The sequence below is a fragment of the Marilutibacter chinensis genome, from assembly GCF_021725675.1.
In the GTDB taxonomy this organism is placed as follows: Bacteria; Pseudomonadota; Gammaproteobacteria; order Xanthomonadales; family Xanthomonadaceae; genus Marilutibacter; species Marilutibacter chinensis.
Genome location: NZ_JAKJPO010000005.1, coordinates 22,557 through 42,663, shown reverse-complemented (window position 1 = coordinate 42,663; position 20,107 = coordinate 22,557). Strand labels below are relative to the sequence as shown.

Sequence of the window (20,107 nt, the reverse complement as noted above, 5' to 3'; positions counted from 1 at the left end):
ATCGCATAAGCCCACTCATGCAAAACCCGTAGGAGCGGCGTAAGCCGCGATGAGGCTTTCCCATGAAGGCTCCATCGCGGCTTACGCCGCTCCTACGGCGGCGATCAGGTCACGCGCATGGACCGTGCGATCACTTGGCCGCGAACGCCTGCGCCAGCGGCACGTCCTCGAACCCGGCGGGCGTCTCGCCGCGGGTCACGTACTGGTACAGCGCGGCCGAGTACACGCCGCTGAGCGCGGACTGGTAGATGCCCAGCAGCAGCACGCCGATCACGAACAGCACGCCGACCGCGACCGCCAGTCCGGTCGACGCCTGCGCGGCGACGAAAGCGCAGCCGACTCCGACCAGGACCACCACGACGGTGATCAGGCCGAACGCGGTGCCGATCCCGATCTGGCCGATCGCGTTCTCGCCCCAGGTCCGCTTCAGCAGGTTGACGCTGCTCTTGAGCGCGTCGACCGGACCGACGTCGGTGCTGACCAGCACCGGCACGACCAGGAAGGTCGCCAGCGTCCACATCATGCCCAGGCCGCTGCCGATCAGCCTGACGATGAAATTGTTGTCGCGGCCCTTCATCGCGTTGAGCAGCATGCCGACGGTGGCCGCTATCGCGGCATAGCCGAGGATTGCGCCGAGCCGCGACTTCGCCGCGTGCAGCCCGTCCGACAGGGTCGGATCGCCGCCCTCGAGCCGGATCAGCGCCGCACCGACCAGGGCGCAGTTGAAGAAGATGATCACGGTGTACTGGCAGAAATAGAACACGAACGCCCACACCGCGCCGATCGCGCCGACGCCGTTCTCGAAGATGCGGAACGCGAAGGTCGGGATCGCGAAGGTCGCCAGCACCAGCAGCGTGGCCGCGGCCGAGACCAGCGGGAACAGCATCAATTCCTTGTCGGAGCGCAACACCGACGCGCTGGCCTTCACCAGCGCCCAACTGCGCTTGAACTTTTCGAACATGAGCCTGAGATCCTCTCCGCAAGGATCCCCCCTTGGCGCCGATTATGCCCGTTCCCGATGACGGATGAAGGAGCGGCCGATCGCCGGCGTCCGGGCGGCGGTGCGCACGGCGCCACGCGGCCGTCGCGAGGCCGGGAGCCCGGTCGCTGCCCTCGCCCGTCGGCCGCTGGCCCGCGGCGTGAGCGCGCACCGGGTGATCACGCCCGCGGATGTCGATCGGCCGCGGATCGGTGGGGCGACGCGGCTACAGCGCGACCGTCTCCATCGCCTGCTCGCGATCGGGGTGGCCGGCCCAGATCTGCGCCAGCGTGCGCCCGTCTCCGGGCACCACCACGTCCGGCGCGATCTCCGCCAGCGGACGCAGCACGAACGCATGCTTCAGCTCCGGCCGCGGAATGTGCAGGTTGCCGGCGCCCTGCAGCACGCGATCGTCGAACAGCACGATGTCGATGTCGAGGGTGCGATTGCCGAACCGCGGACCACTGCGGTCGCGGCCATGCGCGTCCTCCAGCGCGTGCAACCAGGCGTTGAGCGAATACGGATCCATCCCGGTCTCGATCACCGCCGCCGCGTTGAGGAAGTCGGCGCCGTCGAAGCCGACCGCGGCGGTGCGGTAGACCGGCGACAGCACGATCTCGCCGAACTGCTCACGCAACGCGTCGATGCCGCTGGCCAGGTTCGCCTCCGGGTCGAGGTTGCTGCCCAGGCTCAGGTACGCGCGGCTGACCCGCGGGCGGCTCATGCGGACGCCTCGGAGCGGGCCCGCAGCGCCGCGATGCCGGCCAGCACGTCGCCGCCGCCGGGCTGTTGGAACAGCCGCAATCCGAACTCCGGCAGGATCGCCAGCAGGTGGTCGAAGATGTCCGCCTGGATGCCCTCGTACGCGCCCCATTCGGTGGTCGCGGCGAAGCAGTAGACCTCCAGCGGCAGTCCCGTCGATCCCGGCGCGAGCTGGCGCACCATCAGGGTCTTGCCGTGGTCCACCTTCGGATGCGATTCCAGGTAGGCGGTGACGTAGGCACGGAAGCAGCCGATGTTGGTCAGACGGCGCGCATTGACCGGTTCGGCGCCGCGCTCGGGGGCCTGCGCGTTCCACTCGTCGAGTTCGGCCTTCTTGCGCCGGAAGTGCGACTGCAGCAGCGCGAACCGGCCCAGCTTCGCGCGCGTCGCGTCATCGAGAAAGCCGATGCTGCCCTGGTCGACGAACATCGCGCGCTTGATCCGGCGCCCGCCGGAGTCGCTCATCCCGCGCCAGTTCTTGACGCTGTCCTCGATCAACCGGTGGGTCGGCACCGTCACGATCGTCTTGTCGAAGTTCTGCACCTTGATCGTGTGCAGGGCGATGTCGATCACGTCGCCGTCCACGCCCAGCGACGGCATCTCGATCCAGTCGCCGACCCGGACCATGTCGTTGGACGCGATCTGCACGCTGGCGACCAGCGACAGGATGGTGTCCTTGAACACCAGCAGCAGCACCGCGGCGAACGCGCCCAGGCCGCCGAGCAGCACCAGCGGCGACTTGCCGATCAGCACCGCGACGATGCCGATCAGCGCGACCGCGTAGGCGATGATCTTGCCGAGCTGGATGTAGCCCTTGATCGGCCGGTTGCGGGCGGCCGGGCGCCGTTCGTAGAGGTCGTTGAGCGCCGACAGGAACGCACTGACCGCGATCGCCACCACCAGCACGATGTACGCGAGCGCGGCCTTGCCGATCACCATCGCCAGCGTCTCGTGCAGGTTCGGCACCAGGCCGATGCCGAAATGGATCACCAGCGCGGGCGCGATGTGCGAAACCTGCCTGATCACCCCGTGCGCGAGCAGGGCGTCGTCGATCCGGGTCGGACTCGCCCGTACCGCACGGGTCAGCAGCGGGCGGCCGATGCGCGCGGTCAGCCAGTCCACCAGCGCGGCCAGCACCGCCAGGCCGGCCAGCACGCCCAGGGTCACGGTCCAGTTCATGCCGTCGGACTGTGCGGCGAGCGCCTCGAGCTGGGCTTTGATCGATTCGGGTTGCACGTGTTCTGGTGTTCCAGGCTGGTCGGATCCCAAGGATGCCCTGATCCATTCCCTTCCCCAACGCCATCGTCGTTGGGGAGAGGACCGGAGCGATGGGGCTCTGCCGTAGTCCTTCAAGCCATCGAAGGACAACGGCCACGGCACTCGCGCCTGCGGCGCTCCCGTCACCTCGGCCCTCGTCCCCGGATGCGACCGGGGGAGGAAGTCGTTCAGAGTCCCCCAAGGGTAGGCGCACGGGGCCCCGGTTCAACCCCCGCACCGGTGACGCGGACCTCCACGATTCAGTCGGACGCCGGAGCGGCGACGGTATCGTCCGGCCGCGAACGTTCGATGACCACGCCGACCGCACGCGCGCCACGCACCGCTCCGGGCTTGCTCAGCCTGAGCCGCAGGCGACGCACGCCGAACTCGTCGAGGATGATCTGCGCGACCCGCTCGGCGAGCGTCTCGACCAGGCCGAACTCCGAGGCCTGCACGTAGGCGATCACGCGCTTGCTGACCGCCTTGTAGTTCAGCGTGTCGGCGATGTCGTCGGTCGCCGCCGGCACCCGGTTGTCGAACGCCATCTCGATGTCGAACACCAGCGGCTGGCGGACGCGACGCTCCCAGTCGTAGATGCCGATCAGGGCGTCGATCTCGAGGCCTTCGATGAAAACGTGGTCCATGAGGGGAAAAGTCAGAAGTGAGAGCGGAGGAGTGAGAAGTGGGAGAAGAGCTCGGGGGCCGAAGGAGGGATTGTCATGGCGGTAGCGGCTTCGATCCAGCAGATGTCCATGGTCCTTTGCCTTTTCTCACTCCTCACTTCTTTTCGCTCACCACTGGCTCCAAAGACGCCATGTCCCAGCGCGGGGTCACCCGCACCGAGGCATCGTCGTGCTGGCCGGCCTGCAGTCGCAGCGCACCGGCGAACGCGATCATCGCGCCGTTGTCGGTGCAGAACGCGGGGCGTGGAAACCCGACCCGGCCGCCGCGCTGCTCGGCCATCGCCTGCAGCTTCGCGCGCAGCCGCTTGTTGGCGCCGACGCCACCGGCGACGACGAGCGTGTCGCATGCCGGGGTATCGCCGCCGGCCGCATCCAGCGCGCGCGCGCACTTGATCGCCAGGGTGTCGACCACCGCGTCCTCGAAACCGCGGGCGATGTCGGCACGGGTCTCATCGGACTGGTCGCTGCCCTGCCAGGCCAGCAGCACCTGGGTCTTCAGACCGCTGAAGCTGAAATCCAGGCCGGGCCGGTCGGTCATCGGCCGGGCGAACCTGAATACGCCCGCACGGCCCTGTTCGGCCAGCGCCGCCAGCTGCGGCCCGCCCGGATACGGCAGCCCCATCAGCTTGGCGGTCTTGTCGAAGGCTTCGCCGGCGGCATCGTCGAGCGTCTCGCCGAGCAGGCGATAACGGCCGATCGCCTCGACGTGGATCAGCTGGGTATGCCCGCCCGACACCAGCAGGGCCACGAACGGCGGCTGCGGCCGCCCGGCCGGGTCGTCCTCCAGCAGCGGCGCCAGCAGATGTCCCTCCATGTGATGGACGCCGATCGCCGGCACCTCCAGCGCCCAGGCCAGCGCGCGCGCCACGCCGGCGCCGACCAGCAGCGCCCCGACCAGCCCCGGACCGGCGGTGTAGGCGACCCCGTCCAGTTCGCCAACCTCCAGGCCGGCCTCGGCCAGGGTCTGGCGGATCAGCGGCAGCAACTTGCGGACGTGGTCGCGGCTGGCCAGCTCGGGCACCACCCCGCCGTACTCGGCATGCAGGTCGATCTGGCTGTACAGGGCGTGCGCGCGCAGACCGGCGTCGGTGTCGTACACCGCCACACCGGTTTCATCGCAGCTGGTTTCGATGCCTAGGACTTTCATTTGCTTGAGGGCTGGGCGAGGGCTGGGGACTGGGGAGAGCGTAGGGCTCCAGGTCCGGGTGGAGCGGCCGTAGGAGCGGCGTAAGCCGCGATGGGGCTTTCATCGGAGCGCGCGATCGCGGCTTACGCCGCTGCCACGCTCTCCCCACGGACACAGCGACGGGATCCATTGTCCGTGGTGGTGGAGGGTCGGGCGCGACTTGCGCCGCCTCGGCCACAACCGCTATCATACGCGGCTCGCCCGGAAGGACCGGGCCTGTTCCCGTACCCGAGATACCACATGCCCAGCGTCAAAGTCCGCGAAAACGAGCCTTTCGAGTTTGCCCTGCGCCGCTTCAAGCGCACCTGCGAGAAGGCCGGCGTCCTCGCCGAGACCCGCAAGCGCGAGTATTACGAGAAGCCGACCCAGGAACGCAAGCGCAAGGCCGCCGCAGCGGTGAAGCGTCAGGCCCGTCGCGCCTCGCGCGACGTGACCAAGCGTCAGCGCCTGTACTGATCAGGCACGTGCGGATCGGGCCTGCCTGATCCGCGCCGAGCGGCCGTGAGCCGCCGGGACCGGAGTCCCGGACGCCGCTCCAGTCGCCGAAGTCCGCAAGAAGCCGGCCGCGCACTGCGCCGCCGGCTTTTTGTGTTGTCCAGCCGCCGTCCCGGCGCCCCAGCCCCATTCAGCCACACGGAGCCGAGCCATGAGCCTCAAGCAACGACTGATCGACGACATGAAGACCGCGATGAAGGCCGGCGACAAGCACAGCCTCGGCGTGATCCGCCTGGTCAATGCCGCGATCAAGCAGAAGGAAGTCGACGAGCGGGCCTCAGGACAGGGTGGCGAGCTGGACGACGCCGCGGTGCTCGCCGTGCTCGACAAGATGGTCAAGCAGCGCAGGGACTCGGTCAGCCAGTACGAGGCCGCCGGCCGCGAGGACCTGGCGAGGGTCGAGCGCGACGAGATCGAGGTGATCGAGCGCTACCTGCCGGCCAAGCTGGGCGAGGCCGAGATCGCTGCCGCAATCGATGCCGCGATCGCCCAGATCGGCGCAGCAACTGGTAAAACCAGCCCGGCCGACATGGGCAAGCTGATGGGCGTGCTCAAGCCCCAGCTCGCGGGCCAGGCCGACATGGGCCTGGTCTCGAAGCTGGTCAAGCAGCGGCTGGCAGGCTGAACGCGATGGCGGAGGCCCTGGCCACCCCGCATCCCGGCGTGGCGCTGCGCCCCGCCGTTCGCGCCGACGTGCCGCTGATCCTGGCGCTGATCCGCGAGCTGGCCGAGTACGAGCGCGAACCCGATGCCGTCGTCGCCACCGAGGGGATGCTGGAGCGGCAACTGTTCGACGAGCGGGCAGCGGAGGTGATCATCGCCGAGGCCGACCGCGAGCCGGCCGGTTTCGCGTTGTTCTTCCACAACTTCTCGACCTGGCAGGGCCGGCGCGGGCTGTATCTGGAAGACCTGTTCGTGCGCCCGCGGTTCCGTGGGCGCGGAGCCGGCCACGCCCTGATCGCCTATCTGGCCCGGCTGGCGGTGCAGCGCGACTGCGCCCGCTTCGAGTGGAGCGTGCTGGACTGGAACGCCCCGGCGATCGAGTTCTACCGGAAGATCGGCGCGGTCGGCATGGACGAATGGACGGTGCAGCGGGTCGACGGCGAGGCCCTGCACAGGCTCGCGGCCAGTTTCGAACGCCCCGCGGACTGACCGGATCCGCCATCGCGCGTGGCATCCTAGCCGATCATGGCCCGCATCCCCGACGCCTTCATCGATGACCTGCTCGCGCGTACCGACATCGTCGAGCTGATCAACGCGCGCGTGCCGCTCAAGCGCCAGGGCAAGGAGTACTCGGCGCGCTGCCCGTTCCACGACGAGCGCTCGCCCAGCTTCACCGTGTCGCCGACCAAGCAGTTCTACCACTGCTTCGGCTGCGGCGCGCACGGCACCGCGCTCAAGTTCCTGATGGAGTACGACCGGCTCGAGTTCCTCGATGCGGTCGAGGAACTGGCCCGCGCCGCCGGCATGGAAGTGCCGCGCGAGACCCGGCAGCGCAACGTCAATCCGGAAAGCCAGGACCTGTACGCGGTACTTGAAGACAGTGCGCGCTTCTACCGCAAGCAGCTGGACGCCAGCCCGCGGGCGCTGGCCTACCTCGACAACCGCGGCGTCGATGCCGCGACCCGCGAACGCTTCGGCATCGGCTATGCGCCGGGTGGCTTCAACGCGCTGCGCGACGCGCTCGGCAGGGACGAGCGGCGGATGAGGCTGCTCGAACGCGGCGGCATGATGTCGCGCAACGACAGCGGCCGCGTCTACGACAAGTTCCGCGAGCGGGTGATGTTCCCGATCCTCGACCGCCGCGGCCGCACGATCGCGTTCGGCGGCCGCGTGCTCGACGCCGACGACTCGCCCAAGTACCTCAACTCGCCGGAAACGCCGCTGTTCCACAAGGGACGCGAGCTGTACGGCCTGTGGCAGGTGCGTCAGGCGCACAGCAGGATCCCGCACATCGTCGTGGTCGAGGGCTACATGGACGTGGTCGCGCTGTTCCAGCACGGCGTCGACACCGCAGTCGCCACGCTCGGCACTGCGACCACGCCCGATCACGCCGAGCTGCTGTTCCGCAACGCGCCGGACGTGTATTTCTGCTTCGACGGCGACCGTGCCGGACGGGCGGCGGCGTGGAAGGCGGTCGAGTCGGTGCTGCCGCGGATGAAGGACGGCCGCCAGGCGTTCTTCCTGTTCCTGCCCGACGATGAGGACCCGGACTCGCTGGTCCGCCAGGAGGGTGCCGACGGCTTCAACGCGCGGCTGAAGCAGGCGACGCCGCTGTCGCAGTTCCTGTTCGACTCACTCGCCGCCGACGTCAACCTGGCCACGCTGGAAGGCAAGGGCCGGCTGGCCGAACGCGCCAAGCCACTGCTGGCGCAGATTCCCGACGGTGCATTCGCCGACCTGATGCGCCAGCGGCTGACCGAATTGACCGGCGTCGGCGCCCGCGCCAGCACGCCGGATACCCACGTGCCGGCGCAGCGCGCCCGTGCCGGGGCGGGTCCGGCGCCGGCCAAACGCAGCCTGGTGCGCAGCGCGATCGCGCTGTTGCTGCAGTCGCCTGCACTCGGCCTGGAGCTGCTGCCACCGTACCGTTTCGCGCCGCTGCGGCAGCCGGGCGTCGAGCTGCTGTGCGAACTGCTGCAGCTGATCTACGAGCGTCCGGACATCGGTACGGGCAGCCTGATCGAACACTTCGCCGGCCGCGACGAACAGGCCGCGCTGCAGAAGCTCGCCGCCGCTTCGATGCCCGGCGAGGAAGCTGCCTGGCGCACCGAGTTCCATGAGACGGTCGCACGGCTCGAACACCAGACCCTGCTGCAAAGGCGCGAGGAGCTCTGGAACAAGATGCGCGAGGGCGGCAACTCGGCGCTGTCTGCCGAAGAAAAGCAGGAACTGAGCCAGACACTCGCCGCGCTGTGGCGCGAGCGCGGCCGTGGAGCGCAGGGCGCCTGAGAAAACGCCGTTCCAGAAGTCCCGTGTGCCGCGGATGGCGTACTTGCGGATCAGGCATGCGAGCACCCGCTCCTGCGCGGCACCGGCGGCTCTGCTCCAGTGGATGCTGCCTTTATGCCGCCTAGCCCCACACCTCCCGCATCACCCGCGCGAAGTTGCCGCCCAGGATCTTGGCGATACGCGCATCGGAATGGCCTCGCCGCGACAGCAGCGCGGCAAGCGTGTCGAAACGGTCGGCGGTGTTGAGGTCGGGAATGAAGGTGTACAGCTCGTCCGGACGGTCCTTCGCGAAGATGCCGTCCTCCTTCATCCCGCGCATGAACTCGCGGTTGTCGTGCTCGAACTGGGGCGTGCGCTCCACCGGCGCGACCGGAATGTCGGTACCGATGCCGACATGGTCCTCGCCGCAGACGTCGATCGCGTGTTCGATGTGGCGCACCACGTCGATGGCCATCGGCTGGGTGTCGGTGCGCAGGTAGGGCCAGAAGATGATCCCGGCGACCCCGCCGCGGTCGGCCATCGCGCGCAGTTCCTCGTCGGTGGTGTTGCGCGGCAGGTCGGCCAGCGCGCGACAGCCGGTATGGCTGATCAACACCGGCGCCTTCGATGCCTCGATGCCCTCGCGGATCGTGCGCTGCGATCCGTGCGCGAGGTCGACCACGATGCGCTCGGCATTGAGCCGCTCCACCACCTCGCGCCCATAGTTGCTGAGCCCGGCGTTGCCCGGCTCCATGCAGCCGTCGCCGACGAGGTTGCGGCGGTTGTGGGTCAGCTGGATCACCCGCACGCCCAGTTCGCGGAACATCGGGATGCGCTCGAGGTCCTCGCCCAACGGCTCGGTGCCCTGGAAGCCGTAGATCATCCCGAGACGGCGGGAGGCCTGGGCGCGGACCAGGTCATCGTGGCTGCGGATCGACGCCAGCCGGCCCGGGTGGCGCTCGATGATCTCTCCCCATTTGCGGATGTTGGCGCGGGTCGCCTCGAACGCGGCGTCGTTCAACCAGAAGCGTCCGGACGGCGCGACCGTGAGCAGGGTTGCGGTCAGCCCACTGTCGAGCGCGGCCTGCAGCTCGCGCTCGACCGCCGGGTCGTCGTCTTCCAGATAGATCAGCATCAGTCCGGAAGCGCCGTCGATCGCGAGGGTGTCGCGGTACGGCGGCCATGCCGATGATCCGGCTTCCGCGGCGAACGAGGGCCACGCCGCCCCGGCCGCGGTGGCGGCCGCCAGCGCCGTCATCTGCTTGAGGAACCCGCGCCGGTCCGACATGCGACTCTCCCTGGTTGGACGCCCTCCCGGACTCTAGGGCCTGAGAGCGCCGTTGTGTATACCGCTCGACCGGAAGGGCGGTACCCGCGGTCGCACCCGACCCCGCCCAATGGCCCACCTGCGCCCGGACCGCACGGGTTAAGCTCACAGCTTCGATGCCTTAGGGGAGAACACGTGATGGGAATGGATCGAACCTGCCGCATGGCCGCGCTGGCCGCCGCGCTGGCCTTCGCCGGCACCGCCTTCGCCCAGGCCGCACCGGAGCCCGTGGGCACCGCCGACAAGGCGGTTTTCCGGCAGGAACAGGGCAACCGCATCAGCGAGAACATCCCGGCGATTCCGGATGCGCTGATCGAACGGCTCAACCGCTACCAGAACACCCGCGGCGCGGACGTGGCCGGCTGGCTCGACGCCGACTGCCTGCTGGTCGCCACCCGCTTCGCCGAGACCGCCCAGGCGCACCGGGTCTGCCAGCCGCTGGGCATGCGTGAACAGCTGACCTTCTACCCCGAGCCGGTCGCCGGCCTGGTACCGTCGCCGCCACAGGCCTGGCGCGACGGCTTCGTGTTCGCCAAGGACAACGGCGGCGACGAGTTCTCGCAGCTGTACTGGTTCGATGCCGAAACCCGCGGCAGCACCCTGCTGACCGACGGCAAGCGCACCCAGAACACCGGCGTCGTGCTCAGCCGCGACGGCAGCCTGATGGCCTACACCAGCACCGCCCGCAACGGCACCGACCGCGACATCTGGGTGCGCGACACCCGCAGCGGCGAGGCGCGCGCGGTGGTCACCGAGGGCGGCAGCTGGGAGGCGCTGGACTTCTCGCCGGACGGCCGGCGCCTGCTGGTCAGCCGCTACGTGTCGATCGCCGAGTCCTATCCGGGCGAGGTCGACCTCGATACCGGCGCGCTGACGATGTTCCCGGTCGACGGCGGCAAGGCCGCGTTCGACGGCTTCCAGTACGCGCCGGACGGCCGCGCGGTGTACTTCGTCTCCGACGAACCGGTCGACGGCAATACCGAGGAGTTCCGCACCCTGCGCTACCACGATCCGGCCAGCGGCGCGTTCGAGATCCTCAGCGCCGACATCCCCTGGGACGTCAGCGAATTCACCGTCGCTGACGACGGCCGCCATCTCGCCTTCGTCAGCAACGAGGACGGCATCGGCCGGCTGCACCTGCTGTCGCTGCCCGACCACCGCCCGGTGGCGCTGCCGGAACTGCCGATCGGGCTGGTCGGCGGCCTCGCGTTCTCGCCCGACGGCGGACGCCTGGCGCTGACCCTCAACAGCGCGACCTCGCCCAGCGACGCCTACGTGATCGACATCGGCGCCCGAGAGCTGACCCGCTGGACCCGCAGCGAGGTCGGCGGACTGGATGCCGATCGTTTCGTCGCGCCGACGCTGGTGCACTTTCCGACCTTCGACACCGTCGACGACGGCGACTCGACCGACGGCCGGCGGATGATCCCTGCGTTCTATTACCGCCCTGCCGGCACGCCGCCGGGACGCAAGCTGCCGGTGGTGATCCAGATCCACGGCGGCCCCGAAAGCCAGGCGCGACCCGGCTTCAGCCCGACCGCACAGTTCCTGGTCAACGAACTCGGCGTCGCCGTGCTGGTGCCGAACGTGCGCGGCTCGGCCGGCTACGGCAAGACCTACCTCGGCCTGGACAATGCCGCGAAGCGCGAGGACTCGGTGCGCGACATCGGTGCCCTGCTCGACTGGATCGCGGCCCGGCCCGAGCTGGATGCCGACCGCGTCGGCGTGTACGGCGGCAGCTACGGCGGCTACATGGTGCTTGCCTCGCTGATGCACTATCCCGAGCGGATCTGCGCCGGCGTCGACATCGTCGGCATCTCGCACTTCGGCACTTTCCTGAAGAACACCGAGGACTACCGCCGCGACCTGCGCCGTGCCGAGTACGGCGACGAACGCGACCCGGCGATGGCGGCGTTGTTCGACCGCATCTCGCCGCTCAACGGCGCATCGCGGATCACCTCGCCGCTGTTCGTCGCCCAGGGCCGCAACGACCCGCGGGTGCCGTGGACCGAGGCCGAGCAGATCGTCGAGGCGGTGCGCGGCAACGGCCAGCCGGTCTGGTACCTGCTGTTCAGCGACGAAGGGCATGGCTTCCGGAAGAAGAGCAACGCCGATTACTTCATCGCCGCGACGATGCTGTTCTGGCAGCAGCACCTGCTGGACGAGTAGCCGCGTGCGGAGGCGCTGCCGCGGGACCTACCGCAGCAGCGCCGTCGCCACCGGTTCCAGCTCGAGTCCCGGAACGATCGGCGCATCCGGCTGCAGCCACGGCAGCAGCCAGTGGTCGACCAGCAGGAACGCGAACAGCGCCATCAGGTAGACGATCGAGTAGTTGAACACCCGCATCGCGTAGAACTCGTCCGGCGGGTCCATCAGCTTCCATGCATGGGCAAGGAACACCAGGCCGAGCACCAGGGCACCGCCCAGATAGAACAGCCCGCTCATGCCGAACACCACCGGCAGCACACTGACCACCACCAGCAGCACGGTGTAGAACAGGATCTGCCAACGGGTGTACTCGACACCGTGCGTGACCGGCAGCATCGGCACCAGTGCGCGCGCATAGTCGTCGCGACGGAAGATCGCCAGCGCCCAGAAGTGCGGTGGCGTCCACACGAAGATGATCAGTACCAGCAGCAGCGCATGCGGCCAGTCCCACTCGCCGCGCATGCCGGTGACCGCGGCCCAGCCCAGCAGCGGCGGCGCCGCGCCGGCGATGCCGCCGATCACGATGTTCTGTGGCGTCGCCCGCTTCAGGAACACGGTGTAGACCACCGCGTAGCCGATCAGCGAGGCGAAGGTCAGGATCGCGGTGACCGCATTGACCCAGACCACCAGCACCATCATCGACAGCGCCGCGAGCACCAGCGCGAACGCCAGCGCCTTCGCCGGCGTGATCTGCCCGACCACGATCGGGCGCCACGCGGTGCGCGCCATCTTGGCGTCGATCCGCGAGTCCAGCAGCTGGTTGATCGCCGCCGCGCTCGACGCCGCCAGCCAGATGCCGAGGAAGCCGAGCACCGATTCGCGCAGCGGCGGCAACCCGGGCACCGCGAGGAACATGCCCACCAGCGCGGTGAACACGATCAGCGCGACCACCCGCGGCTTGGTCAGGTCCCAGTATTGCTTCGCGGTGGCGGCGAAGCCTTGGCCGGTCGCGGGCGTCATCAGTGTTCCGGCGCCTCCAGGCGGGCCAGCAGCGACACCATCGCGAACAGCAGCAGGACCGCGCCGGCGTTGTGCATCACCGCGATCGCAAGCGGCAGGCCCAGCATCACGTTGGCGATGCCAAGCCCGACCTGGACCAGCGCCATCGCCAGCACGAACGCACCCCAGCCGCGCATCCCCGGCAGCCGCATCAGCCGTACCGCGAACGCGACCAGCCAGGCGAACACGACCACCGCCATCATCCGGTGCGAGAGCTGGATCGCTATGCGCGCCTCGCCGTCGAGGATGCCGCCCTCGTAGTCGACGCCGATCCCGCGCCACAGCACGAAGGCCTCGCCGAAATCGTGCCGCGGCCACCACTGGCCGACGCAGGTCGGGAAGTCGTTGCCGCAGGCCAGCGCCGCATAGTTCGCGCTGGTCCAGCCGCCGAGCGCGATCTGCACGCCCAACAGCAGCAGGCCGAACATCACCCAGCGCCGCAGCTGCGGCGTGTCGGCCAGGCGGATCGGCACGCCGGTCGCGCGCCAGGCCATCCACAGCAGCAGCGAGAAGGTCAGCAGGCCGCCCAGCAGATGACCCATCACCACGATCGGCTTCAGCAGCCAGGTCACCGTCCACATGCCGAGCAGCGCCTGAAAGATGATCACCGCGAGGGTCAGCGCGGCGATGCGCGACAGGTCGGCATTGCTCCAGCGCAGCGCGGCGGCGATCAGGATCGACTCGCCGAGGATCGCCAGCACCGAGGCGGCGACGTGCTCGCCGTGCATGTACAGCGGAATGCCGATCGCGACCAGTCCGGCCGCGACCAGCACCTGGGCCATCCCGAAGCGTCGTTTGCGCGCGGCGAGCAGCGCCAGCGCCAGCACCAGCAGGCCGAGCGTCGCGGCCAGGTGGCGGTGCACCTGCTCGCGCCAGGCCTTGTGGGACTCGAACGGACGGATCGCGGTCGCGGCATGGTCGACCGCATCGGCGGTCGCGCCGGGCCAGGTCGCGCGGCCGTAGCAGGTCGGCCAGTCCGGGCAGCTCAGGCCGGCATTGGACAGGCGCACGAAGGCGCCGAACACGATCACGCAGGTCGCCAGCGCCACCGCCAGCCAGGCGATGCGGTGGAAATGCTTGGAGAACGTAGCGGCCTTGAATGCGGTGTTCATCGGATCTTGTCGTCGGGCCTGTCGGTCGGAACTGTCTGTCGGGAGCGGAGCCGCCGGGAGCGCCGGCCGGGCCGGGATCAGCGCAGCTTGAGCAGTTTGATCATGTCCTTGCGCAGGCCGCCCGGATCGAAGCCGGGAGCGTATCGCAGAACCACGAAGCCGTTCGGATCGAGCACGTAGACCGGCACGCCGCCGGCATCGGCCTGCGGCAGGCGGCCGCGCAGGCCGTCGTCGTCGCCGATCTCGAACAGGGTCGCCGGGCGCTTCGCCGCTTCCGGCCAGCGCCCCAGCCACAGCACGTGGACGCGGTCGGCGTCCTTGCTGAACAGCTCCCAGACCAGCTCGACCTGCCTCGCGGCTTCAATGCAGTCGGCGCCGCAATCGGCCGGCGCGGCGACGACGATGCGCCAGGTGCGCGCCTCCGGCATCCAGCGGTATTCGCTGCCATCGAGGCCGCGCGGCACAACCGTGCGGGCATCCACGGCCGGCTGCAGCAGCTCGCCGTGGTTCTTCATCCCCTGCGGCTGCCAGCCGGAGAAGCGCAGCAGACCGGCCACCGCCATGCTGCCGAAGAACATCACCGCGATCAGTACCAACGCGGTTCTGTTGCGGTTGCGCTTGCGGGTCTCGGTCTCGTTCATCGGTCCGTTCGTTTTCTTCTGAAAGTCAGTATCAGCGCGGTGGCCAGCACCGCCAGCGCTAGCGCGAACCATTGCACGGCATAGCCGCGGTGCTTCTCCGGCGGCAGGGTGTTCGCCAGCAGTTCCAGGTCGCGCTCGTAGCCGAGCTCGAGCTGCGGATCCAGCCGAAGCACGCGCGGCGCGAGCGGCAGCTCGGGGTCCCCGATCGCCTCCTTCACCGCCGCCATGTCCAGCCGCGTCATCAGCCAGACGCCATCCCGCTCGACCATCGGTGGCCCGAGCGCAAGCCCGGGCGATGGCGGCGGCGCCAGCAGGCCCCTGATCCGCAACGGGCCCGGTTCGGCCGGCCCGATCACCGGCAGGGTCCTGTTGCCATCGACCGGCAGCCAGCCCAGGTCGATCAGGATTTCCGCATGCTGCCGCGGATGGAACATCCGGTAGACGCGCACGCCGGGACGCCCCTCGCGGATCTGATTGTCGAGCAGCAGCGGCCGGCGCGGGGCGAAGCCGCCCTCGAGCTCGACCCAGTCGTAGCCGCGGGCGCGCCCCGGGTCCAGCGCCTGCGCCGGGACCGCAGGTCGCCGCTCCGCCAGCACGGCCTGTGCGGCATCCAGCATCGCCTGCTTCTCGGCCGCGCGGCGCGACTGCCACAGCCCGAGGTTGGCGAACAGCACCATCGCCGCGACCGCCAGCGGCCAGCCGATCAGCAGGTTGCGCCGGCGGCTCATGCCGACCCCGTCGACGACTTCCGCGGCACGGCCTGCGATAATCGCGGGCTCGCACCACCTGGCTGCCGATCGGAGGCCACCATGAACGACTCCCTGAAGACCCTGCTGGTCATTGCCTTCCTGATCGTCATCCTCTGGAACCTCGGCGCCGGTCTGTACTACATGCTCGTCGACAAGGGCGAGAGCAAGCGCACCGTCAATGCACTGACCCGCCGCATCGCGCTGTCCGTCGCCTTGATCCTGCTGGTCGTCCTGTCCAGCTACATGGGCTGGATCGAGTTCCATGGCGTCGGCAGCAACCCGTAACCCGGGATCCCGTCGCGGACAGCGGGAACCGGAAAGCAAAAGGCCCAGGGCACGGGCCGTCCGGCCCCAGCCCTGAGCCCTTGGCCCTCTCGTCTTACAGCACGTAGACGAACAGGAACAGGCCCAGCCAGACCACGTCGACGAAGTGCCAGTACCAGGCCACCGCCTCGAACGCGAAGTGGTCGTTCTTGCTGAAGTGCCCCTTCAGGCAGCGGAACCAGATCACCGCCAGCATGATCGTGCCGAGGGTGACGTGCGCGCCGTGGAAGCCGGTCAGCATGAAGAAGGTCGACCCGTAGATGCCCGAACCCAGGGTCAGGTTCAGTTCCTGGTAGGCGTGGATGTATTCCTCGGCCTGGAAGAACAGGAACACGCAGCCCAGTACCACGGTCAGGCCCAGGAACAGCAGCAACTGGGCGCGGTGGCCGGCCTTCAGCGCATGGTGGGCGATGGTGACGGTGACGCCGGAGGTCAGCAGGATCAGCGTGTTCAGCAGCGGCAGGCCCCAGGCCGGAATGGTCTGGAAGCTGCCGCCGATCGAACCCGGACCGTTGGTCGGCCAGGCGTTGCTGAAGCTGTCCCAGAGCAGACTGTGGGTCATCACGCCGTCGCCCTCGCCGCCCAGCCACGGCAGCGCGAACTGGCGGGCGTAGAACAGCGCGCCGAAGAACGCGCCGAAGAACATCACCTCGGAGAAGATGAACCAGACCATTCCCATCCGGAACGAGGTGTCGACCTGCTTGTTGTAGTTGCCGCCGACCGACTCGCGGATCACGTCGCCGAACCAGCCGAACAGGACCGCGACCAGCAGCGCGACGCCGACCAGGAAGGTCGGGGCGCCCCAGCCCGCCTCGTTCATCCAGCTGGCGAGGCCGATCATGGTCACGAACAGCGCGATCGACCCCAGGAAGGGCCAGCGGCTGCTGTGCGGGACGAAGTAGACGTTGGCGTCTGGCGAGTGGGCTTGGGCCATGGCGGCGGTTCCGTTCAGAGCTGGAGCGTTTGCAGATCAGGGCGCGGCCCGCGGCGCGGACGTCGCATTCCCGTGCGGGGAAGCGGCGGCCTGCTCGGCGGTCAGCACGTCGTTCTTGAAAAAGGTGTAGGACAGCGTGACCGTCTTGACGTCGGCCGGCAGGTCCGGATCGATGATGAAGCGCACCGGCATGTCGCGGGTCTCGCCCGCCTGCAGGGTCTGCGCGGTGAAGCAGAAGCACTCGGTCTTGTTGAAGTAGCCCGAGGCGCGCGCCGGCGCGACCGACGGCACGGCGCTGCCGACGATGGTGCGATCGCTGTTGTTGTGCGCGTAGTAGGTGGTGTCGTACGGCTCGCCGACCTTGACCCGCATCGTGGTCTGGTTCGGCTTGAACGCCCACGGCAGCTTCGAGTTCACGCCGCCGTCGAACTCGACCGTGACCCAGCGGGCCTCGGCGGCAGCGGCGGCGGTTTCCTCGGCGGCGGTGCGCTCCAGACGGATGCCGAACACCTTCTCGCAGGCGATCCGGTACAGCGGCACCAGCATGAACGAGAACGCGAACGCACACACGCCGACCCCGACCATGATGGCGGCCATGCGCGCGGTGGCACTGCGGCCGCGGGCGCCCTGTCCGCTCATCGTCCGAGCACCCCGCTGAGCAGGAACGCGACATACACACCGACCGCGATCAGCGCCACCCACACGGCCGTGCGACGCGCCGCCTTGCGGCGTGCGTCGACATCGTTGCGCGGGTCACTCGGTGCAGTCATGTATTGGAACAAGCGCCTTCTTTAGTTAACAGTCCGCACATGGATGTGCGGGTTCGTCGCGAATGGACGCGCGATAAATCAATGCGTGACGTCACCGTGGGCGAGGTCGCCGTCGCGGATCACCGGCGGGGTGCTGAAGGTATGGTGCGGCGCCGGGCTCGGCACGGTCCACTCCAGGCCCTTCGCGGTCGGCCAGGCGCGCGCCTCGGCCTTGACGCCGGCGGCCTTCGAACGCCACAGGATGAAGGCCATCATGAACGGCGTGACGAACATGCCGAACGCGCCGATCGAGCTGACCAGGTTCCAGTCCGCGAACACCACGTTGTAGTCCGGGATGCGGCGCGGCATGCCGGCCAGGCCCAGGAAGTGCTGCGGGAAGAACAACAGGTTGACGAAGATCATCGTCCACCAGAAATGGAACTTCGCCATGCCCTCGTTGTACATGCGGCCGGTCCACTTCGGCCACCAGTAGTAGACCGCGGCGATGATCGAGAACAGCGCGCCGGTCACCAGCACGTAGTGGAAGTGCGCGACCACGAAGTAGGTGTCGTGGTACTGGAAGTCGGCCGGCACGATCGCGAGCATCAGGCCCGAGAAACCGCCGATGGTGAACAGGATCACGAACGCGATCGCCCACAGCATCGGCGATTCGAACGAGATCGAGCCGCGCCACATCGTGGTGACCCAGTTGAACACCTTCACGCCGGTCGGCACCGCGATCAGCATCGTCGCGAACATGAAGTAGATCTCGCCACCGAGCGGCATGCCGACGGTGAACATGTGGTGCGCCCAGACGATGAAGCTCAGGAACGCGATCGACGCGGTCGCGTACACCATGGCCTGGTAGCCGAACAGCGGCTTGCGGCTGAAGGTCGGGATGATCTCCGAGACCACGCCGAACGCCGGCAGGATCATGATGTAGACCTCGGGGTGACCGAAGAACCAGAAGATGTGCTGGAACATCACCGGGTCGCCGCCGCCGGCCGCGTTGAAGAAGCTGGTGGCGAAGAACTTGTCGGTCAGCAGCATGGTGACCGCGCCGGCCAGCACCGGCATCACCGCGATCAGCAGGAATGCGGTGATCAGCCAGGTCCAGCAGAAGATCGGCATCTTCAGCAGGTCGATGCCCGGCGCGCGCATGTTGAGCACGGTCGCGATGACGTTGATCGCACCCATGATCGAGCTGATGCCCATCATGTGGATGGCGAAGATCACGAAGGCGACGTTGTTGCCGCCCTGCAGCGACAGCGGCGGGTACAGGGTCCAGCCGCCGGCGGGGCCGCCGCCCGGCAGGAACAGGGTCATCAGCAGCAGGCTGAACGCGAACGGCAGGATCCAGAACGACCAGTTGTTCATGCGCGGCAGCGCCATGTCCGGCGCGCCGATCTGCAGCGGGATCATCCAGTTGGCCAGGCCGACGAAGGCCGGCATCACGCCGCCGAAGATCATCACCAGCGCGTGCATCGTGGTCATCGAGTTGAAGAACTCGGGGCTGACGCCCTGCATGCCCGGCACCGCCAGCTCGAAGCGGATGTACACCGACATCGCCGCGCCGATGATGAACATGATGAAGCTGAACACCAGGTACAGCGTGCCGATGTCCTTGTGGTTGGTCGAGAAGAACCAACGCTCGATGAAACCCTGCTTGTGGGCGTGGTCGTCGTGAGCGTGCTCGTCGTGGTGCGGATCAACGTGGGTGACGGCCATGGCCTAACCTCGAAGGAACGTGCTTTCGCGTAACTAAAGGGGACGATCAGCCGGCGACTGCCGCGTCGGCGACGTCGGCAGTGGCGGTGGCCTCGGTGTTCTGCTCGCCGGCTTCCGCCGGTGCGGCTTCCTCGGCGGGCGCGGCGGGCGCGGCCTCGACCGGGGCCGCTGCAGGCTTCTGCGCGGCCAGCCACTGCTGGTACTCGTCCTTCGGTACCGCCTTGACCACGATCGGCATGAAGCCGTGGTCCTTGCCGCACAGTTCGGCGCACTGGCCGCGGTAGATGCCCGGCTCGTCGATCTGCGTCCAGGCCTCGTTGACGATGCCCGGGATCGCATCCTGCTTCCAGCCCAGCGCCGGCACCCACCAGGCGTGGATCACGTCGTCGGCGGTGATCACGAAACGGATCTTGGTGTCGGTCGGCAGCACCAGCATGTTGTCGACATCGAGCAGGTAGTGCTCGTGGTCCGCGGCGCTGACGGTGGCGCCGCTCTGGCGCAGTTCGTCGCTCTTGCGGTCCAGGCGGCTGGTGAACTCGACGCCCTCGCCCAGGTACTCGTACTTCCACATCCACTGGAAACCGGTGACCTTGACCGTCATCTCCGAGTCGCGGGTGTCGTACATGTTGATCAGCTTGCTGGTGGCCGGGAAGGCCATCAGCACCAGCAGCGCGACCGGGACCACGGTCCAGATGATTTCCAGGCGGGTGCTGTGGGTGAAGCCGGTGTCGGGCTTGGCGCCCTTGGAGTGGCGGAACTTGACCATCGCCACCGCCATCGCGCCGAACACCAGTATGCCGATGCCCACGCAGATCCACAGGGCCAGCATGTGGGCCTCGTAGGCGTTCTGCGACAGGTGGGTTACGCCCCGGCCCATGTTGAGCTGCCACGGCTTGGGATCCGCCGCCTGCGCCTGCGCCAGCACCGGCAGCGCCATCGCGGCGACGCCTGCTGCCCACTGCTTGAACCAACCGGCTTTCATCACTCTCGAGCCCCAGTAAATCGAATCAATCAAATGGTGTGTTGGGTTGCTCCGCGGGCTG

Annotated in this window: 21 protein-coding genes; 6 read left to right on the top strand and 15 right to left on the bottom strand. The window is 68.4% G+C overall.

The annotated features are described in order from the left end of the window. Positions 1 to 130: 130 nt before the first annotated feature. The 5 genes from L3V18_RS10140 to tsaD all read right to left on the bottom strand — a co-directional run bounded on the left by L3V18_RS10140 (position 131) and on the right by tsaD (position 4,828). On the bottom strand, positions 131 to 961 hold the full coding sequence (locus L3V18_RS10140; RefSeq protein WP_237054575.1) for a DUF6159 family protein: 831 nt from the start codon (positions 959 to 961) through the stop codon (positions 131 to 133). A 244-nt stretch (positions 962 to 1,205) separates the two neighbouring features. Then, a complete protein-coding gene (gene folK / locus L3V18_RS10135; protein WP_237054574.1) occupies positions 1,206 to 1,703 on the bottom strand; it encodes a 2-amino-4-hydroxy-6-hydroxymethyldihydropteridine diphosphokinase in 498 nt (165 codons plus the stop codon). Continuing rightward, entirely contained in the window at positions 1,700 to 2,977 is a 1,278-nt protein-coding gene (locus L3V18_RS10130) for a mechanosensitive ion channel family protein (RefSeq protein WP_237054573.1), read from the bottom strand. Before L3V18_RS10130 ends, folK begins: the two co-directional genes overlap by 4 nt. Before the next feature lie 281 nt (positions 2,978 to 3,258). Further along, positions 3,259 to 3,642, bottom strand: coding sequence for a dihydroneopterin aldolase (gene folB / locus L3V18_RS10125; protein WP_237054572.1), 384 nt, complete (start codon positions 3,640 to 3,642; stop codon positions 3,259 to 3,261). 133 nt (positions 3,643 to 3,775) lie between these two features. After that, positions 3,776 to 4,828 (bottom strand): tRNA (adenosine(37)-N6)-threonylcarbamoyltransferase complex transferase subunit TsaD, encoded by a 1,053-nt coding sequence (gene tsaD, locus L3V18_RS10120; RefSeq protein ID WP_237054571.1) that lies wholly within the window; start codon positions 4,826 to 4,828, stop codon positions 3,776 to 3,778. A gap of 279 nt (positions 4,829 to 5,107) precedes the next feature. Between tsaD and rpsU the strand changes: the two genes are divergently transcribed. The 4 genes from rpsU to dnaG all read left to right on the top strand — a co-directional run bounded on the left by rpsU (position 5,108) and on the right by dnaG (position 8,314). Continuing rightward, on the top strand, positions 5,108 to 5,323 hold the full coding sequence (rpsU, locus tag L3V18_RS10115; RefSeq protein WP_111267721.1) for a 30S ribosomal protein S21: 216 nt from the start codon (positions 5,108 to 5,110) through the stop codon (positions 5,321 to 5,323). Positions 5,324 to 5,513: 190 nt separating this feature from the next. After that, positions 5,514 to 5,987: a GatB/YqeY domain-containing protein gene (locus tag L3V18_RS10110; RefSeq protein ID WP_237054570.1), complete on the top strand. Its 474-nt coding sequence runs from the start codon at positions 5,514 to 5,516 to the stop codon at positions 5,985 to 5,987. Between the two features lie 5 nt (positions 5,988 to 5,992). Further along, the gene (locus tag L3V18_RS10105; RefSeq protein WP_237054569.1) at positions 5,993 to 6,514 is read left to right on the top strand and encodes a GNAT family N-acetyltransferase; all 522 of its coding nucleotides are present in this window, start codon (positions 5,993 to 5,995) and stop codon (positions 6,512 to 6,514) included. A gap of 36 nt (positions 6,515 to 6,550) precedes the next feature. Further along, a complete protein-coding gene (dnaG, locus tag L3V18_RS10100) occupies positions 6,551 to 8,314 on the top strand; it encodes a DNA primase (RefSeq protein ID WP_237054568.1) in 1,764 nt (587 codons plus the stop codon). A 121-nt stretch (positions 8,315 to 8,435) separates the two neighbouring features. Here the strand turns inward: dnaG and L3V18_RS10095 are convergent, their stop codons facing one another. Further along, the gene (locus L3V18_RS10095) at positions 8,436 to 9,581 is read right to left on the bottom strand and encodes a dipeptidase (protein ID WP_237054567.1); all 1,146 of its coding nucleotides are present in this window, start codon (positions 9,579 to 9,581) and stop codon (positions 8,436 to 8,438) included. A gap of 183 nt (positions 9,582 to 9,764) precedes the next feature. Between L3V18_RS10095 and L3V18_RS10090 the strand changes: the two genes are divergently transcribed. After that, a complete protein-coding gene (locus L3V18_RS10090; protein ID WP_237054566.1) occupies positions 9,765 to 11,789 on the top strand; it encodes a prolyl oligopeptidase family serine peptidase in 2,025 nt (674 codons plus the stop codon). A 27-nt stretch (positions 11,790 to 11,816) separates the two neighbouring features. Here the strand turns inward: L3V18_RS10090 and L3V18_RS10085 are convergent, their stop codons facing one another. The 4 genes from L3V18_RS10085 to L3V18_RS10070 all read right to left on the bottom strand — a co-directional run bounded on the left by L3V18_RS10085 (position 11,817) and on the right by L3V18_RS10070 (position 15,308). Continuing rightward, positions 11,817 to 12,788: a heme o synthase gene (locus tag L3V18_RS10085; protein WP_237054565.1), complete on the bottom strand. Its 972-nt coding sequence runs from the start codon at positions 12,786 to 12,788 to the stop codon at positions 11,817 to 11,819. Further along, positions 12,788 to 13,939, bottom strand: coding sequence for a COX15/CtaA family protein (locus tag L3V18_RS10080; RefSeq protein WP_237054564.1), 1,152 nt, complete (start codon positions 13,937 to 13,939; stop codon positions 12,788 to 12,790). Before L3V18_RS10080 ends, L3V18_RS10085 begins: the two co-directional genes overlap by 1 nt. 77 nt (positions 13,940 to 14,016) lie before the next feature. Next, on the bottom strand, positions 14,017 to 14,580 hold the full coding sequence (locus L3V18_RS10075) for a hypothetical protein (RefSeq protein WP_237054563.1): 564 nt from the start codon (positions 14,578 to 14,580) through the stop codon (positions 14,017 to 14,019). Further along, positions 14,577 to 15,308: an SURF1 family protein gene (locus L3V18_RS10070; protein WP_237054562.1), complete on the bottom strand. Its 732-nt coding sequence runs from the start codon at positions 15,306 to 15,308 to the stop codon at positions 14,577 to 14,579. Before L3V18_RS10070 ends, L3V18_RS10075 begins: the two co-directional genes overlap by 4 nt. A gap of 81 nt (positions 15,309 to 15,389) precedes the next feature. Here L3V18_RS10070 and L3V18_RS10065 point away from each other — a divergent pair, with 81 nt between their 5' ends. Further along, positions 15,390 to 15,614: a twin transmembrane helix small protein gene (locus L3V18_RS10065; RefSeq protein WP_237054561.1), complete on the top strand. Its 225-nt coding sequence runs from the start codon at positions 15,390 to 15,392 to the stop codon at positions 15,612 to 15,614. Between the two features lie 94 nt (positions 15,615 to 15,708). On the opposite strand, the gene L3V18_RS10060 is transcribed toward L3V18_RS10065, so the two are convergent. The 5 genes from L3V18_RS10060 to coxB form a co-directional block, all read right to left on the bottom strand. Beyond that, positions 15,709 to 16,587 (bottom strand): cytochrome c oxidase subunit 3, encoded by an 879-nt coding sequence (locus L3V18_RS10060; protein WP_237054560.1) that lies wholly within the window; start codon positions 16,585 to 16,587, stop codon positions 15,709 to 15,711. 36 nt (positions 16,588 to 16,623) lie between these two features. Next, positions 16,624 to 17,226 (bottom strand): cytochrome c oxidase assembly protein, encoded by a 603-nt coding sequence (locus L3V18_RS10055; RefSeq protein WP_237054559.1) that lies wholly within the window; start codon positions 17,224 to 17,226, stop codon positions 16,624 to 16,626. After that, the gene (locus L3V18_RS19250; protein WP_255783921.1) at positions 17,223 to 17,357 is read right to left on the bottom strand and encodes a hypothetical protein; all 135 of its coding nucleotides are present in this window, start codon (positions 17,355 to 17,357) and stop codon (positions 17,223 to 17,225) included. Before L3V18_RS19250 ends, L3V18_RS10055 begins: the two co-directional genes overlap by 4 nt. A gap of 78 nt (positions 17,358 to 17,435) precedes the next feature. Then, entirely contained in the window at positions 17,436 to 19,064 is a 1,629-nt protein-coding gene (gene ctaD, locus L3V18_RS10050) for a cytochrome c oxidase subunit I (protein ID WP_237054558.1), read from the bottom strand. A 46-nt stretch (positions 19,065 to 19,110) separates the two neighbouring features. After that, positions 19,111 to 20,046 (bottom strand): cytochrome c oxidase subunit II, encoded by a 936-nt coding sequence (coxB, locus tag L3V18_RS10045; protein ID WP_237054557.1) that lies wholly within the window; start codon positions 20,044 to 20,046, stop codon positions 19,111 to 19,113. Between the last annotated feature and the right edge of the window lie 61 nt (positions 20,047 to 20,107).

Bases quoted from the DNA above. Each gene is read 5' to 3' on its own strand.
- L3V18_RS10140 (WP_237054575.1), bottom strand. From the start codon at position 961: ATGTTCGAAAAGTTCAAGCGCAGTTGGGCGCTGGTGAAGGCCAGCGCG.
- folK (WP_237054574.1), bottom strand. From the start codon at position 1,703: ATGAGCCGCCCGCGGGTCAGCCGCGCGTACCTGAGCCTGGGCAGCAAC.
- folB (WP_237054572.1), bottom strand. From the start codon at position 3,642: ATGGACCACGTTTTCATCGAAGGCCTCGAGATCGACGCCCTGATCGGC.
- tsaD (WP_237054571.1), bottom strand. From the start codon at position 4,828: ATGAAAGTCCTAGGCATCGAAACCAGCTGCGATGAAACCGGTGTGGCG.
- rpsU (WP_111267721.1), top strand. From the start codon at position 5,108: ATGCCCAGCGTCAAAGTCCGCGAAAACGAGCCTTTCGAGTTTGCCCTG.
- L3V18_RS10110 (WP_237054570.1), top strand. From the start codon at position 5,514: ATGAGCCTCAAGCAACGACTGATCGACGACATGAAGACCGCGATGAAG.
- L3V18_RS10105 (WP_237054569.1), top strand. From the start codon at position 5,993: ATGGCGGAGGCCCTGGCCACCCCGCATCCCGGCGTGGCGCTGCGCCCC.
- dnaG (WP_237054568.1), top strand. From the start codon at position 6,551: ATGGCCCGCATCCCCGACGCCTTCATCGATGACCTGCTCGCGCGTACC.
- L3V18_RS10095 (WP_237054567.1), bottom strand. From the start codon at position 9,581: ATGTCGGACCGGCGCGGGTTCCTCAAGCAGATGACGGCGCTGGCGGCC.
- L3V18_RS10090 (WP_237054566.1), top strand. From the start codon at position 9,765: ATGGATCGAACCTGCCGCATGGCCGCGCTGGCCGCCGCGCTGGCCTTC.
- L3V18_RS10085 (WP_237054565.1), bottom strand. From the start codon at position 12,788: ATGACGCCCGCGACCGGCCAAGGCTTCGCCGCCACCGCGAAGCAATAC.
- L3V18_RS10080 (WP_237054564.1), bottom strand. From the start codon at position 13,939: ATGAACACCGCATTCAAGGCCGCTACGTTCTCCAAGCATTTCCACCGC.
- L3V18_RS10075 (WP_237054563.1), bottom strand. From the start codon at position 14,580: ATGAACGAGACCGAGACCCGCAAGCGCAACCGCAACAGAACCGCGTTG.
- L3V18_RS10070 (WP_237054562.1), bottom strand. From the start codon at position 15,308: ATGAGCCGCCGGCGCAACCTGCTGATCGGCTGGCCGCTGGCGGTCGCG.
- L3V18_RS10065 (WP_237054561.1), top strand. From the start codon at position 15,390: ATGAACGACTCCCTGAAGACCCTGCTGGTCATTGCCTTCCTGATCGTC.
- L3V18_RS10060 (WP_237054560.1), bottom strand. From the start codon at position 16,587: ATGGCCCAAGCCCACTCGCCAGACGCCAACGTCTACTTCGTCCCGCAC.
- L3V18_RS10055 (WP_237054559.1), bottom strand. From the start codon at position 17,226: ATGAGCGGACAGGGCGCCCGCGGCCGCAGTGCCACCGCGCGCATGGCC.
- L3V18_RS19250 (WP_255783921.1), bottom strand. From the start codon at position 17,357: ATGACTGCACCGAGTGACCCGCGCAACGATGTCGACGCACGCCGCAAG.
- ctaD (WP_237054558.1), bottom strand. From the start codon at position 19,064: ATGGCCGTCACCCACGTTGATCCGCACCACGACGAGCACGCTCACGAC.
- coxB (WP_237054557.1), bottom strand. From the start codon at position 20,046: ATGAAAGCCGGTTGGTTCAAGCAGTGGGCAGCAGGCGTCGCCGCGATG.